The organism is Wenyingzhuangia aestuarii (genome assembly GCF_011927765.1).
GTDB lineage: Bacteria > Bacteroidota > Bacteroidia > Flavobacteriales > Flavobacteriaceae > Wenyingzhuangia > Wenyingzhuangia aestuarii.
On sequence record NZ_JAATJG010000001.1, the window covers coordinates 127527 to 143955 of the forward strand.

Below are 16429 nucleotides of genomic sequence, written 5' to 3' on the forward strand. Positions count from 1 at the left end.
AATATGTCACAGACTAAAAAAACCAAAATTGTAGCTACGTTAGGTCCTGCTTTAACAGGAAATAAGGACAGGTTAAGAGAATTAATGATTTCTGGGGTGAATGTCTTCAGAATTAATTTTTCTCATGCTGATTATAATGATGTAACTAATAATGTTAATATTATTAGAGAGTTAAATGCAGAATTAGATTTTAACGTTGCCATTTTAGCGGATTTACAAGGTCCTAAATTACGTGTAGGTGTAATGGCAGAAGGTGTTGAGTTAGCTCCTGGTGATGTGTTCAACTTTACTACTGAAAAGTGTGAAGGAACTCAAGAAAAAGCCTTCATGACATACCAACGTTTTCCTAAAGATGTAAAAGTTGGAGAGAAAATTTTAGTAGATGATGGAAAGTTATTATTTGAAGTAACTGCAACTAATAACGAAGATTTAGTAACAACTAAGGTTTTAAGAGGAGGTCCTTTAAAATCTAAAAAAGGTGTTAACTTACCAAATACAAACGTTTCTTTACCTGCTTTAACAGAAAAAGATATTGAAGATGCAAAATTTGCTTTAGGATTAGAAGTAGATTGGATGGCTTTATCTTTTGTACGTAACCCTGCAGATTTAGATGATATTCATAAATTAATTGCAGAGAACTCTGATATTTCTGTTTACAGAACAAGAGTAATTTCTAAAATTGAAAAGCCAGAAGCTTTAGAAAATATTGATGCAATTATTGCCAACACAGATGCTATTATGGTAGCTCGTGGAGATTTAGGTGTTGAAATTCCTATGTCTGAAGTGCCATTGGCTCAAAAAATGTTAGTAAGAAAATGTAAGGAAGCTAAAATTCCTGTTGTAATTGCTACACAAATGATGGAAACAATGATCGAAAACTCTGTACCAACACGTGCTGAGGTAAACGACGTTGCAAACTCTATTATGGATGGGGCTGATGCTGTAATGTTATCTGGTGAAACTTCTGTAGGAGCATTTCCAAACGAAGTAATTCAAGTAATGAGACAAATTATTTTAGATGTTGAAAACTCTAGTTTAATTGAAGTACCAAGACAATCTCCAAAACCAGATACAGATTCTGATAGAGCGATTACAAATGCAATTTGTCACCAAGCGGCTTTAGTTGCAGAAGACATTGATGCTAAAGTAATTTCTACCATCACAAACTCTGGATATACTGCTCAACAAATTTCTGCATTAAGACCAAAATCTCAAATTTTAGCTTATTCTTCTGATAGAAGAACATTAGGGATGATGAACATTATGTGGGGTGTAAAAGGTAGATACTACGAGCCTAATACTCCTTTCTCTACAGATATTATTAGAGATGTTAACAATATTGCATTTGATAGTGGATACTTAAAAGATGGAGATATTGTTGTAAACTTAACTTCTACTCCAATTATGGAAAAAGGTGATGTGAATACATTACGTATTTCTAAAGTAGATTTAAGCAAATAAGAAATATAGTTTTTTTATATAAAAACCCCTGTTCTATTTTAGAACAGGGGTTTCTTTTTTACTCTACCATAAAGCGAATAGGCAGTGTGTATATTAAGTTTACTGTTTTTCCGTTTTGTTTAGCAGGTTTCATTTTGGGTAACTTTCCCATAATGTTTTTAATTTCTTTGGCTAATTCAGGGTGTGTTCTTGTGGTTTTAATATCTGGACTAACATTTCCATTGTGATCAATAATAAACTCACAATTTATTCTTTGCAATCCAGTTAAATTAAGTTCGCTAGCGAGTCCTGTATCAAAGTTTTTACCAAAAAATTTAGCTATTTTTTTACTAAAGCATTTTTTTGATTTTTCTCTATCATACATATACTTTTCACAACCAGGGTAAACAGGAATGTTTTCTACGCTCACATAGCTAATGGTTTCGGGTTCGTACTCTATAATATCAGAATAATATTCTATGTTTTTTAAATCTTCATCTGCAGTGGTAGTAGGTTGCTCTTCTTTAATTAATGTGGTTTCAATCTCCTCTGTGTTATCAACCTTTTTAACTTTGGTTAAATCTATAATAGTAGGTTGTTTTTTTCTTATTGATTGGTTCTTCAAGAATGGGTTTTTCAATTTTTTTTGGCTTCTCTTTTATTCGCTTAAATTGAATAGTTTTTGTTTCATCAGTATCGTATTTAATCACAATGTCAGCTTCTTTTTTTACTGCTGCGTACGATTTATGTTCTATAAAAACGTAGGTAATAAAAAGAGTTAACACAAGTCCTAGCAGTGTAAACACACCGCTGTAATGTTCCAGATTCGCTTTTGGATTTTTTTTTAATTTCATGATATAAGAGTTTGATTAGATTGAAATTACATCAAGATAAGTGCCAAAAAAAATCCCTAGCATTTGATTACTAGGGATTTGCGTATGTTAAGATGGTTTCTTATTTTAAAAGTTTGTTTGCCATTTCTTTTCCAAGTTCTACACCAAACTGATCAAAGCTATAGATGTTCCAAATAATTCCTTGTACAAATATTTTGTGTTCGTACATAGCAATCATTTTTCCTAAGATGTTAGGACTTAATTTATTTGCAGTAATACAGTTGCTAGGTCTGTTACCTGTAAATACTTTAAAAGGCAATTCAATAGCATCTGCTGCTACACCACTAGCTAATACTTGCTCTTTAGTTTTACCAAAACATAAAGCATCTTGCTGACCGTAGAAGTTTGCCATTAATTTTTTATGATGATCTGCTTTACCGTATAAAGACTCGTTAAATCCAATAAAGTCACATGGAATTAATTTAGTCCCTTGGTGCACCAACTGCATAAATGCGTGTTGCATGTTTGTACCAGCAGCTCCCCAAATAATAGTTCCTGTTTGGTAAGTAACTTCGTTTCCGTTTCTATCTACAGATTTACCATTACTTTCCATAAAAGCTTGTTGTAGGTAAGAAGGTAATGTGTTTAAGTATTGAGTGTATGGTAAAACAGCTTCGCTTTCTGCTCCATAAAAATTATTGTACCAAATGCTTAACAAAGCTAAAACAACTGGAATGTTTTTGTCAAACGATGTTGTTTTAAAATGGTTATCCATTTGATGTGCACCATTTAATAAATCAGCGTAGTTATCGTATCCTACAGATAAAGCAATTGATAAACCAACAGCAGACCATAAAGAAAAACGACCTCCTACCCAGTTCCACATTGGAAATACGTTTTCTGATGCAATTCCAAAATTATCTACAGCCTCTAAGTTGGTAGAAACAGCCACAAAATGTTTGGCAACATCTGCTTCGCTTGCACTTTGTAAAAACCACTCTTTAATAGTTAAAGCGTTTCCTATAGTTTCTTGAGTTGTAAAAGTTTTAGAAACAATTACAAACAAAGTAGTTTCTGGGTTTAATGTTTTAATGACTTCAGAAACATGATCACCATCAATGTTAGAAACAAAGTGAGTGGTTAAATGATTCTTGTAGTATTGTAAAGCATCTACTACCATATTTGGTCCTAAATCAGAACCTCCAATACCAATGTTTACAATATCTGTAATTGCTTTTCCAGTGTACCCTTTCCAGTTTCCTGAAATTACTTTTTCTGTAAATGCTTTAATGCTTTCTTTAGCTTTGTTTACTTCTGGCATTACATCTATTCCTTCAGAAATTACAGGGTTACCACTGTTGTTTCTTAAGGCAGTATGTAATACTGCTCTTCCTTCGGTAGCGTTGATAATTTCTCCACCAAAGTATTGTTCAATAGCATCAGATAATCCAGTTTCGTTTGCCAACTCTACTAATAGCTCCATGGTTTCGTTAGAAACTCTGTTTTTAGCATAGTTTAATTTTAAATCGTCCAAAGCAATAGTGTAGTTTGCATCACGATTTTCATCTTGAGCAAATAATTCTTTTAGCTCTAGGTTTTTAGCAGTTTCAAAATGAGCTGCTAACTTTTTCCATGCGTTGGTTGTTGTTGGATTGATGTTTTGTAAAGACATAGTGGTATGTTTTTGTTTAATATGGTATGGCATCCAATTCTTTTTTAATTGGAGCTATGTGAGTTAAATAGTTTGCTTGAATTTCTTTTTTCATAGGTTTGGCTGCCGGAAGCTCTTCTTTTAAAGGATCTACTTGTCTGTTGTTTTTCCAAAAACGATAACAAACATGTGGTCCAGAAGTATTACCTGTCATTCCAACCCATCCAATTACATCTCCTTGTTTTACGTAATCACCTACTTTTACGTTTCTTTTACTCATGTGCAAGTATTGAGTGGTGTAAGTAGCGTTGTGTCTAATTTTAACATAGTTTCCGTTTCCACCTCTGTATTTAGATTCAATTACTTTTCCGTTAGCGGTACTCATAATTGGGCTTCCTACAGGGGCAGCAAAATCGGTTCCTAGGTGAGGTCTTATTCTACCGTAAAATGCAATTTTTCTTTTAAGGTTGTATTTAGAAGAAATTCTGCTAAATTTTAAAGGAGCTTTTAAAAAGGCTCTTCTTAAATTGTTGGTCTGATCATCAAAATACTCTTCAATACCTGTTATAGAATCGGGTACATAATTAAAGGCATAAAAAGGTTTTCCTACATGCTCAAAATAAGCAGCTTTAATTCTACCAATTCCAACAGGAACAGTGTCGTTAATATATTTTTGTTCGTAAATAACTTTAAATCTATCGTTTTTCTGAAGCCTAAAAAAATCAATAGTCCAAGCATAAATGTCAGAAAGATCGTTAGCTACCACAGGGCTTATGTGTTTTTCATCTAAAGATTGAGAAAGAGAGCTTGTAATAATTCCCGATGCTTGTTTTAGCTTTGTGGTTACTTTTTTCTTTACAGATTTTGTGTAAATAGAATCTCTAAAATCAACAATAGAATAATTTACTAAATCGTGCTGATAAATAAATACCTGAGCTTTTTCTGTAGAGTCTTTAGCTGCTAAAATGGTGTAATTTTTACCCGCTCTAAGTCTTCTAACATCAAAATCGGGTTTAATGCTATTGGCTATTTCGTAAATTTTAGGAGTCCAAACATGGTGCTCGTCTAAAATAGTTCCAAAAGTTTCTCCTCTTTTAATTTCATCCTTAACAACTTTAAAATTGTCTAGGCTGTAACCAAAAAGTTTTTTAGATACTTTAGATTTTTTTACAACGGTAGGGGGATTGCTGTCATCACCTGATTTTTCTTCCTTCTCTTTACAAGAATTTAGAGTTATTAAAATAAGACTTAAAAGGGTGATTTTTTTTAACATTCCTGAAGATTATTTCTAGCTGCCAAAAGTACAATTAATTTATGAATTTTATTGAGCGTTAAAGGGGTGTAATAAACCTTTATATTCATCAATATCAGCTTTTAAAGAACCTACTGCTAAATCGGCTTGAATTCTAACAGGAATCCTGTTTTTATCGGCTGTAATCCAAATGCTAAGGCTTTCTTTAGCTTTAAAAACTCTACCAGATTGAACCATAGGTCTAAACACAAAACACTCAACATCTCCAAACTTAGTTTTTAAGCTTTCTTTTCTAAGCTTTATAAGTTTAAAAGGGAATTTTTTATAATCAAAAAACAAATCCATATCTACAGATTCATTAATTTTTAAACTATCTGGAACGTTGTTTCTTAAGTAGTAAAAAGCTGCAATCATATCTTGAACATTTTGAGCTGCTACTCTTTTTTGTTTGTTGTGTTTGTGGTCAACAGTTAATACGCTGTCTTTTTCAAAAAACAACTCAACATTTTTGGTATATTTTCCTTCTTTTACTTTTCTGATGGCTCTAGTTGGTAAGCCTGTTTTTTTATTAATAAAAGATTGATAGTCATCTTCTACAGGAAATACCCATCTAAGCATGCCAGTAGTCCATCCTTTTCCTACTACATGTTCGTATTTCTGATTGTTAATCAACATATCTTGAACCTCAATACTAGCGTAACCAGCATTAATAATTCCGTAATGAATTCTAAACTTTATTTTTTCACCGTCTTTGTATGCTCGGTTTTCCTGGGCATTGGCAATAAACCCAATAAAAAGAACAAGGTATATAAGTTGTCTCATCTGTTTTTCTTTTTAGCTTTTGATAAGTAATATCAAAACGTATTCCAAAATAAAAAATTAAACGTCAATATAGGTAAACACAAGGCTAATTTTTTAGCTTTGCTGTTATGAGGTTTTTATACAATTTACTTATTTTGATGGCTACTTTTGTTTTAAAAGGAGTGGCTTTATTTAATCCTAAAATCAAGCTTTTTGTTGAGGGTAGAAAACATGTTTTTGATACATTAAAATCATCTATTAAAAATAGTAATCCTGTAGTTTGGATTCATGCAGCTTCTTTAGGAGAGTTTGAACAAGGCAGACCTGTAATTGAAGAATTAAAAAAAGAGTACCCTAATTATCAAATTGTATTAACTTTTTTTTCTCCCTCTGGTTATGAGATTAGAAAAGATTACAACCTAGCAGATGTAGTTTGTTACTTACCTATGGATACCATTAGCAACGCTAAAAAGTTTCTTAAGGTAGTACAGCCAGCTGTAGCTATTTTTATTAAATATGAGTTTTGGCCAAATTATTTAAATCAGCTACATCGTAAGCAAATACCTACATTTTTAATATCTGGAATTTTTAGAGAGAATCAATCCTTTTTTAAACCACAAGGTTTTTGGATGTGTAAACATTTAAAAACCATTCAGCACTTTTTTGTACAAGACAATGTTTCTAAAGAATTGTTAAATTCCATTAATATTGATAAAGTTACTATTGCTGGTGATACTCGTTTTGATAGGGTTCAAAAGTTAGTAGAGGCAAACGAAAAATTACCGTTTGTAAACGATTTTAAAAATGATGCTTATTTACTAGTTGCAGGTAGTACTTGGCCAGAAGATGAAGAGCAATTGGTTACTTATATAAATACAAAAGCATCGGCCAAAGAAAAGTTTATTATAGCTCCACATAATATTACTAAAGAAGGAATTTTAAAACTTAAAAATAGTCTTAAAACAGAAGTGGTTTTGTATTCTGAAATGGAAGGAAAACAGATGGATACTTACCGTGTTTTTATTGTAGATACTATTGGAATTTTATCTAAAATATATGCCTATGCAAGTGTGGCTTATATTGGTGGTGGTTATACCAAAAGCGGTGTTCACAATACCTTAGAAGCTGCTACTTATGGATTACCAATTGTTATTGGTCCTAATTTTAAAAAGTTTAAAGAAGTACAAGATTTGGTAGCTTTAAAAGGTTGTGTAAGTGTTACAAATACAACTGAATTATCGGCTGTTTTAGAAACTATTTATCAAGATGATGTAGTGAGATTAGAGAAGTCAAAAATCACTAGAAAATATGTGGCTCAAAACTTAGGAGCTACTCAAAAAATAATGAATTCTTTATCTACTATTTTAACTCATGAGAAATAAAATAATTGCGTTGGTACTAACGCTTATTTCGCTATTTGTTTTTTCAGGAGGACATTTGTTTACATCTGTTTTTTTAATGCCTAGTATTTTATGGGTTTTTCCTCTTTATGGAGGTTTTTGGTTGTCTGCTTATTACTTTACAAAAGCATTTGATAAACAATTAAAACTGATGCACAAACTGACGATTATTTTATTAAATGGTGTTTTGTTGTTTTCCTTTTTGTACGGAGGGTTTCAGATTTGGAAACTAAATACGGGAAATATTTTAATGGCAGATCACAATATTTTTCAAATCAACATTAAGAATATTTGGTTTTGGGTTCTTTATCAAACTTATTTATTGTTGTTTTTCTTTTCTGCTTTTAAGTTATTGATTACTATAGATCAAAAATAATCATCACAAGTTAATAATTGCTTCATGTTAAAGTAATGCTATAAGCGTAATCTTGTAGGTCACAAACGACACGATTATGAGGTTCTGGATATACTTTTTTTGTTCTTTTATTTTCTTTAACTCTTTAGCGCAACAAATAAAATTTAAAACGTATACCACCAATCAAGGTCTTTCTAATAACTCTGTTGTAGATATAGAAAACGATGTTAATGGTGGTTTGTGGATTGCAACTTGGGATGGTTTAAACTATTTTGATGGGTCTGAATTTATAGTTTACAAACATGATATTAACAATAAAAATTCAATTGCAGGAAACTATATTTTAAATATTGAAAAAGACAAGTTTGGAGCTATTTGGATACTTACAGATCAAGGAAAAGTTAGTAAGTATATTGGAAATAGACAGTTTAAAAGTTTTGAATTTAAAGATGGTGTTGCCAAAAGAATTAGACTTTCTAGCAATAAAACAATTGTAGTTGATACAGGTAGTAAAACTTACGAATGTATTAATGGGGAATTTGTAGAAAACAAAGTAGCTTTTGTAAAAGGGGGAAATCACAATGCTTTTCGAAAAATATTTAGCGCAAGATATCCAAATGTTATTGTAAACGGAGTTTTAAAAGACAGGCAAGGAAATGTTTGGTTTGCTACTCGTAGAAATGGAGTTTATATCATTCCGAATCATCAAAATAATATTCAGAACAATCAAATTAATCACTATGTAGTAGATAAGTATTCTGCATATAGTTTTCATAGTAACGAAATTAACAAGCTACATATAGACTTGTTTGGTAACGTTTGGTTGGCTCATAAAGATGGTGGTTTAAGCATGGCTTATAAGGACTCCAATTTAATATCTCAAATAGCACCACACCCCATAAAGTTTCCACATTTACCCAATGAATCTATCCGAGCAATTACTACAGATTTAAACGGTAAAATATGGTTGGGGTATTACAATAAAGGCTTGTACTATTATGATAATAAAACAGAATGCTACGTTAAATACACGTTTCCTGAAGCTGAAAATAATATAGATTGGGAGCGTGTTAGGTCTTTGTTCACATCTTCTGATGGTAGTGTTTGGGCAGGAACTTATGCGGGCTTGTTGCGAATATACAATGGAACATATCAGTTATACAGTGCTCATACTATTGAAAATTTACCAGCGAATAGAAACTATTCTTTGTACGAAGACGAAAACAAAAATATTTGGATTTCCTGTTGGGGAGGGGTCGCAAAATTTAATTTAACAAATAATAGGTTTGAAGCCTTTAAGGGGCAGAGTTTGTTAAATGATTATCATATAAGAAATATTAAAAAATATGGTACTGAGTTAGTTTTAGCTACAGAATATAATGGGGTTATCTTTTTTAATTTAGAAAATCGTTCTCTAAATCCTGTTGTAATGTCTAAAGGAATTTTAGGGAACAGTGTGTATTCTGTATTTAAAGATTTAACAACATCTAATTATTGGATTGCCTCTTTGGGAGGAGTTAGTGTTTATAACAAAACCAAAGGAGTTATAAAAAATATTACAGAAACAGATGGCTTGTTAAGTCACATGGTATATGGACTTATAGATGTTGGAGATAAAGTTTGGTTAAGCACCACAAAAGGATTGTCGGTCATCAATAAACAAACTTATAAAGTAACAGCTCTTAATCCTAACGAAGGTTGGTTGTCTCCAGAATTTTCAGAAGGTGCATATTATCAAGATCCAAAAGGAATGTTGTTTTTTGCAGGGGTTAAAGGATTAAATTATTTTAATCCTACAGCTATTAATGTAAAGGAATATACACCTAAGATAAAACTTAAGGTAGATGGTGATGAAAATTATTCTAAACAAATAATAAAAGAGCACGCAAATAATACATTGTTTCTTAAAATAAGTACTATTGTTTTTCCTGCGAGTCAAAAAAAGGATGTGTATTACAAGCTAAACGGAGCAGATACTTCTTGGAAGTTGTTAAAGTGGGGAGGAATAAAATACAGCAACCTTTCTTCTGGTACTTATGAATTTTACATTAAAACCTCTTTAGAAGAAAATCCACATACTCCTTATTTTACGGTAAAAATTAACAAAGCTTTTTACGAAACTATTTGGTTTTACTGTGCAGTTTCTTTTCTATTTATGTTAACGGTTTTAATTGTGGTTTGGATTAGAAACAAAAACAACAAAAAATTAAAAAGACAATTAGAACAAAAAATAATAGATAGAACAAAGGTTATAGAGCATCAAAAACAAGATTTACTTAGAACCAATCAGGAGTTAGATAAAAAAAATAAAGAAGTTTCTCTTCAAAAAGAAAAGTTATTAGAATTGCATAATAATTTAAAAAATGAAGATTTTGAATTAGAAAAATTTAAATCTTTTGTGCTTTCAGAATTTCAGGAACCGGTTTCTAAAATACTTCAGGTAAGCACTAAAATAGAGGGAAATACTAAGCAACAAGAAAAAATAATGAAGCATGCAACAAGTTTAATTAATTTGTTGTCCGAATGGAATTATTTAGATCATGTAAAAGATTTAGAACCTTCTAAAAAAAGCATTGTTAATCTATTTCCGGTGCTTAAAAATATCTTAGAAAAGAATAAAAAGTTAGCCCAAAAAAATCACGTAAATTTTATTAGTCATATAGACAAAGATATTACCTGGGTAGAGGTAGATATTCTTCGTTTTAGTTTATTAATGCAATACTTTTTTGGAGATATTGTAAAATATTCTGATAAAAATAGTCAGTTAGATATTGCCATTACACATCATAATAATGCATTAAAATTACAGCTTATTTCTACAAGCGAATTGTTAATTACCAACTGGGAGCATATTGTTCGTTATAGCCCTTATTTTAAAGCCGTAAATACTTTGCTAAATGATTTAAATGGAACGTTTAACTTACAAGATGAGCAAGATTTTGTGTTAAATTTTGAAATTCCCGTGTTTAAAATGAATACAGATTTTAAACAATCAGAAACCATTTCTTGGAAGCACATGAGTCAACAAGAATTGTTAAATAACGGAAATAAAAATATTTTGGTGCTTTCTGATGATGAACATGTTGAAATTGTAAAACAACTGTTAGGGCACAAGCAGAGCAATTTATTGTTTGAAAACGCTGTTTCCGATTTAACTTCGGCCTTGCAACAAATAGATATAGAGGTGTTGGTGTTTTATCAAACCACTTTTACCAAGGAACTGGTTGGTTTTTTTAATAAATACAAATCTCAGGAAATGCAAAAGAAAATCCCTTTTGTATATATATCAGAAGAAATTAGTTATACCCTTCAGGAGCAATCTGTAGAGTTTGGAATTGATGTTGTTATTCAGCTACCCGCAAGTGAATCTTACATTCAAAAGAAAATTTTAGGTTTAACCAAGTCTAAAGAAAATAGAACTACTAACAAATTAGAAAAAGACATTTTTAAAATTCTAACCGAAGAAAGTGATATTGAAACTGGAAACGATAAACTGATTAAAAAGAGTTTAGAAATTATTAAAAAGGAATTGTCTAACGCAGGTTTTAATGTAGAAATGTTAATTGATGAATTGGCTATTTCTAGAGTAAAATGCTATCGTTTGTTTAAAGAAGTTCTAGGGCAATCTCCATCCGATGTAATTACCTCACTTAGGTTTCAAAAAGCAGCCTATTTGCTAAAAAATAAAAACTTAAATATCTCAGAAATTAGTTATGAGTGCGGTTTTAACGATCCCAAGTACTTTGGTAAGTCTTTTAAAAAACATTTTGGTGTGAGTCCAAAAGTATATAAAAGTCAAAACCAAGCAACATAACTATTATCGTAGGATTACCCCAATGTTACCTAAATGTTAGTGTGTTAAAATTCCACCTTTTTGTGATTTAATAACGGTGTTTTAGAAACAAAAACACCCCTTGGCTATACAAATTTACCCCCTAATTCAAAGCTCTAAAACTACTTTTAGCACAAATCTAAAACTGAAATTTTCAATGAAAAAAGCTTATTTATTTTTACTGTTTGTGGTAGGATGCATGTCATATTCTATAGCACAAGTAACTGTTAAAGGAACCGTGGTTTCTAAAGCAGATCAAATGCCAGTACCAGGTGCGTATATTGTACTTAAAGGACAGGTAGGACAAGGAACAACTACAATTACCAATTTTGATGGAGAGTTTGTAATCGAATCTAAACAAAAAGAGGGAATTGTAGAAATTTCATCATTAGGGTACAAATCTCAGATTCTTAATTATCAAGGTAACCAAATTCTAGAAGTTGTATTACAAGATTTGGCTAGTGATTTAGATGAGGTGGTTCTTATTGGATACGGTTCTGCTAAAAAAGGAGATTTAACCTCTGCTATTGGAACGGCAAATAATGTAGGAACTATTACAAGTAGACCTGTTTCTAATTACAAAGATTTTTTACAAGGAAACATTGCGGGAGTTACTGTGTTAAGTTCTGGAGGAGATCCAACAAAAACGGCAGATATTAAAATTAGAGGTATTGGAACTTTTAATTCAGAATCTCCCCTAATTATTGTAGATGGTATGCCTTACAGTGGGCCAGAAATTAATCCTAACGATATCAAGTCTATTTCTGTATTAAAAGATGCTGCTTCGGCTGCTATTTATGGAGCTCAAGCTGCATCAGGAGTTATTGTTATAGAAACTAAAAAAGGAGTTTCTGGAAAGCCAAGAATAGGAGTTAACTATTATTCAGGAGTTAAATCGGCAACTAATTTACCAACACCTTTAACGGCTAAACAACAAGCAGAAGTATATAATACAGCAGCAGATAATGCTGGTGTTCCAAGACAATCTGCACACGATGCTACTCAAAATCCTTACGGACAAGTAAACCGTACCAATTGGATTGATGCTATTTTTAGAGATGCAAAAGTGAATAACATTAATGTAGATTTAAGTGGAGCAGGAGAAGACTTTAACTACTACACATCTTTTGCTTACAGAAATAGAGAAGGTTTGTTACAAGGAACAAGTTCTGAAAGCTATAACTTAAGAGTAAAGTCTGATTATAACTTAACAGATAAAATAACCATTGGAGAAAACGTATATGTTTCTAGAGATGAAGCTTACGGAACCGATACAGATAACCCATACTCTGGAACTATTATCAACGCAATTTACATGCCTTCGGCTTCACCAACTCGTTATGCCGATGGAAGTTTTTCTGGAACAGCACCAGAAGATTTATCTCAGTTTGCAGGTGCTTATGGAGATGTATACAATCCTTTATCATTGTTGTTAAGACCTAACAAAAAATCACCTAGAACTTTTGGAAGTATTAACGCTTACTTAAAGTACAATGTGTTAAAAGGATTAACTTTTAAAACCAATTACTTCTACTCTTACAGCAACGAAGAGAAAAAAGAATTTTATGGAAGAGTTCCAGAATTAGGAAGAAGTAGCAATCAAAACTCATTATTACAAGAAAACAGAACCATTGGAAAATGGATTTGGGACAATCAAATAAGTTACGATGCTTCTTTTGGAGAGCATAACATTAACACAACGTTGGTGTATTCGGCTCAAAAAACAACAGGAAACTTTACGTCAATCAAAGCAACAGGGTTTTCATCAGAAGCAACATATAATCAATATTTGCAAAATGCAGAGGTGGTTCTAAAACCAAGTAATAGTCCTTTTGAAGATGCATTAACATCAGCAATTGGTAGAATAATGTACAATTACGGAAACAAATATTATGTATCTGCAAGTCACCGTAGAGATGAATCTTCAAGATTGGCAATGGAAAATCAATCAGATAATTTTAGTTCTGCTACGTTAGGATGGAGACTGTCTAAAGAGTCTTTCTTTAATGTTAATGCTATAGACGATTTAAAATTAAGAGCTTCTTGGGGGCAAATAGGAAACATTAAATCTGTAGGATACTATTCTTTTGATGTGCCTATTGCTAGTAGAAATATAGTGCTAGGAGACGATGCTGCTTACACAAGTTCTGGTAGCTATGTTGCAAGAAATGCAAATCCAGATTTAAAGTGGGAAACGGTAGAATCTTTAGATTTTGGTTTAGATGCTTCTTTGTTAGATCATAGTTTAAATATTACAATGGATTACTTTGAAAAAACAACCAAAGGAATGATTATTAAAGGTCTGGCAGATTTACATCAGGGAATTGCTCCTGCAGACGTAAATGGAGGTCAGGTAAAAAATACAGGATTTGAAATTGCTGCAACTTATAGAAACAAAATTGGAGCTGTAAACTATAGTGTAAATGCCAATGCAACGTCTGTTAAAAACGAGTTAGAAAACTTAGATGGATATGCAGATATTGGTCAAACTATTTACAATCACGATGATAGTGTTAGAGGAGTTTTAAAACCTTATCAAACAAATGTAGGAGGAGAATTGTATACACCTTATTTAATACCTCACTTAGGAATTTTCCAAAATCAAGCAGAAATAGATGCGTATACTAAAGACGGAAACTTAATTCAACCAGATGCAAAACCAGGAGATTTTAAATTTGAAGATGTAAATAAAGATGGTAAAATTAGTAATGATGATAGAAAATATTACAAAGCATACCAACCTAAATTAACCTATAACTTTGGATTAAATTTAGATTACAAAGGATTCGATTTAGGAATGATTTTCCAAGGAGTTTCAGGTGTTAAAGCTTTTAACGGATACAAATACACTACCTACAACGCATCATTATCAGGATATAATTTAGATAACAGAGTGTTGGGTGCATGGTCTACAACAAACACAAATTCAAACATTCCTAGATTGTCTACAAAAGACGATAACAAAAACTTTGGAACAGCATCTAGCTGGTATTTAGAAGATGCTTCTTACTTAAGAGTTAAAAACATCACGTTAGGATACACGTTTGATAAAGTGATAATGGATAAAGTATCAAAAGGATCTACATTAAGATTGTATGTGTCTGGAGAAAACTTAGCAACGTTTACAAACTATTCTGGACTAGATCCTGAAGTTGGAGGTAAAGGATTAGATGTAGCCAAATATCCTGTAGCAAGAACAGTATCATTCGGTTTATTAATGTCATTATAATTTTTAAAAAATCAGAAAAAAATGAAAAATATATATAAAAAAGTAGGAGTCATTCTATTAGGATTAATCGGGTTTGGATTAACCTCTTGTTCCGATGATTTTACAAATTTAGCTCCATTAGGGAGTGTATCTAACGAAAGTTTTTGGAAAACAGAAGCAGATGCCATTCAAGGAGCTAACGGATTGTATGAGTTAATGAATGATCAGGAAATGTTTGGTAGAGGTTTCTTTTGGTACATCAACGCATCAGACGATATGATTACAGGTCGTACCAAAGCAACGGCAGATGTAATTAAAAACTTTAACATTAATGGTAGCGAAGGAAGTTATACATCTACTTGTTACGAAAAATGTTACAAAATTATTAGAAGAGCAAACGATGTTTTGTTAAACGTTCCAAATATGGAAATTAGCGAAAATGTAAAAAACAGAGTTTTAGGAGAAGCTTATTTTATGCGTGCTTTTAGTTATTTCTGGGTAGCACATACTTATGGAGATGATAAAAACGGAGGAGTTCCTATTGTTACTGTTGATAATATGTTTGCTGCAGGAGGTAGTTATGCTAGACCTACAAGTGTAGTAGAAAACTATGCAATGATTGTTGAGGACTTAAAAATGGCTTCAGATTTATTGCCTCTTTTTTCAGAATACGGAACAGATGATTATGGTAGACCTCATAAAGATGCAGCTTTGGCTTACATAGCTAAGACTAATTTATATTGGGCACAATATGATGCTTCTAGATATGCTGAGGTAGTAAAATATGCAGATTTGGTAACCAATTCTGGTTCTGGTAGAGCGTTAATCAATACAGGAAATCCTGCTAAAGATTATAGAGAATTACACAGTCATTTAAACAACTGGACAAGCGAATATATTTGGTCTGTAAATTCAGGAGTAGATAGAGGTAGTATTTTAACTGGAGTAATGTTAGAAAACAAAGGTTGGGGTAAATTTAACGGATGGGGATATTACACACCATCAGAAGGATTGTACAACGAATTTGAAGCAGGTGATGCTCGTAAAGCAGTAACTATTTTAAGTTTTGGTGATGATTTTCAATTTTTTGGAGAAGCTAAAAGATACCAATCAGAAAATTCATTGTCTGGTTTCCAATTTAACAAATACATGTACGAGTTTAGAGAGGCAGATGCTATTGGAACTACTGTAAATACAGATGGAGACAATCCAACAACTACTTACAATGTACCATTAATGCGCTATGCAGAGGTGTTGTTAATGAAAGCAGAAGCGTTAATTGCTGATGGTAAAAATGGTGATACTCCTTTAAATTTAGTTAGAGCTAGAGCAGGTTTGGCTGCTAAAACAAACGCTACCATGGCCGATTTAAAACATGAAAGAAGAGTTGAGTTGGCAGGAGAATTTGCAAACAGACATTTTGATTTGGTTCGTTGGGGAGATGCACAGGCTATTTATGCACAACCTATTTATGGAAGAATTTACTCAGATAGATCTGATCCAGATTCACCATACACTTCAGAAATTGTATGGCCAGCAAGAACTTTTGATGCTTCTTATATGAATGTTTGGCCTATTCCAAACACTGTAATTCAATCATCAGGAATTCCACAAAACAAAAACTGGAACTAACAGAGTCCAGCTTTATAAAAAAATC

The 16429-nt window shown here is 32.0% G+C and carries 11 protein-coding genes; 6 read left to right on the top strand and 5 right to left on the bottom strand.

Annotated features, from left to right (window positions below):
* The first annotated feature begins 3 nt into the window (after positions 1-3).
* Positions 4-1461: a pyruvate kinase gene (gene pyk / locus GGR97_RS00540; protein WP_167896467.1), complete on the top strand. Its 1458-nt coding sequence runs from the start codon at positions 4-6 to the stop codon at positions 1459-1461.
* A 58-nt stretch (positions 1462-1519) separates the two neighbouring features.
* Here pyk and GGR97_RS00545 read toward each other — a convergent pair whose 3' ends face one another.
* From GGR97_RS00545 to GGR97_RS00565, 5 genes are all read right to left on the bottom strand, one after another.
* Positions 1520-2065: an energy transducer TonB gene (locus GGR97_RS00545; protein WP_167896468.1), complete on the bottom strand. Its 546-nt coding sequence runs from the start codon at positions 2063-2065 to the stop codon at positions 1520-1522.
* Positions 2007-2294, bottom strand: a complete 288-nt coding sequence (locus GGR97_RS00550) for a hypothetical protein (protein ID WP_167896469.1) — start codon at positions 2292-2294, stop codon at positions 2007-2009. The genes GGR97_RS00545 and GGR97_RS00550 overlap by 59 nt, the downstream gene beginning before the upstream one ends.
* Before the next feature lie 100 nt (positions 2295-2394).
* Positions 2395-3945 (bottom strand): glucose-6-phosphate isomerase, encoded by a 1551-nt coding sequence (gene pgi / locus GGR97_RS00555; protein ID WP_167896739.1) that lies wholly within the window; start codon positions 3943-3945, stop codon positions 2395-2397.
* 16 nt (positions 3946-3961) lie between these two features.
* Positions 3962-5197: a peptidoglycan DD-metalloendopeptidase family protein gene (locus tag GGR97_RS00560; protein ID WP_167896470.1), complete on the bottom strand. Its 1236-nt coding sequence runs from the start codon at positions 5195-5197 to the stop codon at positions 3962-3964.
* A gap of 48 nt (positions 5198-5245) precedes the next feature.
* The gene (locus GGR97_RS00565; protein ID WP_167896471.1) at positions 5246-5998 is read right to left on the bottom strand and encodes a DUF3108 domain-containing protein; all 753 of its coding nucleotides are present in this window, start codon (positions 5996-5998) and stop codon (positions 5246-5248) included.
* A gap of 107 nt (positions 5999-6105) precedes the next feature.
* On the opposite strand from GGR97_RS00565, the gene GGR97_RS00570 reads away from it, so the two are divergent.
* From GGR97_RS00570 to GGR97_RS00590, 5 genes are all read left to right on the top strand, one after another.
* On the top strand, positions 6106-7359 hold the full coding sequence (locus GGR97_RS00570; RefSeq protein WP_167896472.1) for a 3-deoxy-D-manno-octulosonic acid transferase: 1254 nt from the start codon (positions 6106-6108) through the stop codon (positions 7357-7359).
* The gene (locus tag GGR97_RS00575) at positions 7349-7753 is read left to right on the top strand and encodes a hypothetical protein (RefSeq protein ID WP_167896473.1); all 405 of its coding nucleotides are present in this window, start codon (positions 7349-7351) and stop codon (positions 7751-7753) included. The genes GGR97_RS00570 and GGR97_RS00575 overlap by 11 nt, the downstream gene beginning before the upstream one ends.
* A 76-nt stretch (positions 7754-7829) precedes the next feature.
* Positions 7830-11546, top strand: coding sequence for a helix-turn-helix domain-containing protein (locus tag GGR97_RS00580; RefSeq protein ID WP_167896474.1), 3717 nt, complete (start codon positions 7830-7832; stop codon positions 11544-11546).
* A 175-nt stretch (positions 11547-11721) separates the two neighbouring features.
* Positions 11722-14793 (top strand): SusC/RagA family TonB-linked outer membrane protein, encoded by a 3072-nt coding sequence (locus tag GGR97_RS00585; RefSeq protein WP_167896475.1) that lies wholly within the window; start codon positions 11722-11724, stop codon positions 14791-14793.
* Between the two features lie 21 nt (positions 14794-14814).
* Entirely contained in the window at positions 14815-16404 is a 1590-nt protein-coding gene (locus GGR97_RS00590; protein ID WP_167896476.1) for a RagB/SusD family nutrient uptake outer membrane protein, read from the top strand.
* The last annotated feature ends 25 nt before the right edge of the window (positions 16405-16429 follow it).